Source organism: Fundidesulfovibrio sp., from assembly GCF_058402725.1.
In genome coordinates, this window is record NZ_JBZVFJ010000348.1 from 1 (window position 1) to 1540 (window position 1540).

Sequence of the window (1540 nt, forward strand, 5' to 3'; positions counted from 1 at the left end):
GCTGGCTGCCGCTCATCGTCACGGCCTACGCCCTGCTGGCCTTCCAGCTGCCCCAGCGCTGGGAGGAGGCCGGGGCGCGCAGGCCCTGGCTGATCCGCGCGGGCATGGCCGTTCTGGTGCTGGTGTTCGTCTCGCCCTTCTGGGGACAACAGCTCCTGGACGATTCGCCCAAAGACAAGGTTCCCCAGCCGCTGCGCCTCAAGCACACCCCCGTGCACCCCGAGGACGCCCGCGTCTACGCCTTCCTGCGCGACCAGCGCGCGGGCTTCCGCGTGGCCTACCTGCCGCCCGTGGGCATCAGCTGGCCCGGGGATTCGCCCTACGGCTACGAGTGGTCCTCGGCCTATTCGCCCAAGCCTTTCTTCCTGGCCTTCTACAACAACCCCCTGGGGGCCGAGATCATCGCCTCGCTCTACGCCGAGCAGCCCGGCGCGCGCCTGGACCGCCTCTTCGGCCTGGCCTCGGTGAAGTACCTCGTCTATCCCAGATACGACTTCTTCATCTCCTACCAGGACTTCCAGCCCCTCTGGCGGGGCGAGCCCCAGGTGGACGGCTTCAAGAACTACAAGCCCGTTCTGGACCGCGCCCTGGCCCTGCAGGAAGGCCTGCGCAAGCTCGACGGCTTCGAGACCGTGGACGTCTACTACAACCCCCAGGCCGCCCCCGACGTGCTGGCCTCGGACCGGCTCCTGGCCGTGGCCGACGCCTCGGGCCAGGGGGCGGACCTCACGGCCCAGGTGCTCCCCGACGTGGCCGGTCTCGACTTCTACCGCCCCGGCCAGACCCTGGTGGCCGCCGGGGACGACCCCCGCTTCCTGGACCTGCTGGGCCGGGCCATGGGCGGCGTGAGCCGCCGGGCCTTCGTTTCGGACCGTTCCGGCAAGCGCCAGGCCCTGGTGTTCGCGGGGGAGCCCCTGGCCCCGCCCTCGGCGGAGTTCCGCAGGCTTGGCCCCACGCGCTGTGTGGTGCGCCTGCACGGCGTGAAGGGCGGTTTCCCGCTGCTCTTCCAGGAGACGTTCCACGACGGCTGGTCCCTGAGCCTGCTGCCGGTCTCGGCCCCGGACCCCGAAGCGCGGGGGCTCCTCGGCCGCTACCGGGTTCTGGCGGGCAACGAGCTGGACCAGGCCACCCCGGAGGAGCTGGCTGCCTACCTGGAGGCGGGGCGCGTGAGCACCCTGGGCGACGGGTCGGAGAAGCGCCGCGAGATCGTGCACTACGGCCAGGGCGGACGCGTGGCCGGGCGGGACTCCCGGGCCTTCCGGGTGGATTTCGTCTCCCGCGAGAGCTTCGGGGCCGTCCAGAACGACAACCTGCCCGACCCGGGGCTCGCGGCCGGATGGCGCGAGGGCGGCTTCGCGCCGCTCCGGCCCGGGGCTGACTTCGATCCCCTTTCGCCCGGGCAGTGGAAGGCCTCGGGGCAGCGGGAGGGACTGGCCCTCTCCTGGCCCGCCCTGTTCCACTGGAAGGCAGGGGGCTTCGGCAACGCCTGGTGGCTGGACCCGGCCCTGCTGGAGTCCCTGGGGCCGGACAAGGCGCGCTA

At 72.1% G+C, this 1540-nt stretch carries 1 pseudogene; it reads left to right on the plus strand.

The window, feature by feature from the left end:
* Positions 1-1540, plus strand: a pseudogene (locus tag ACV4UX_RS19445) (hypothetical protein); the annotation flags it as partial.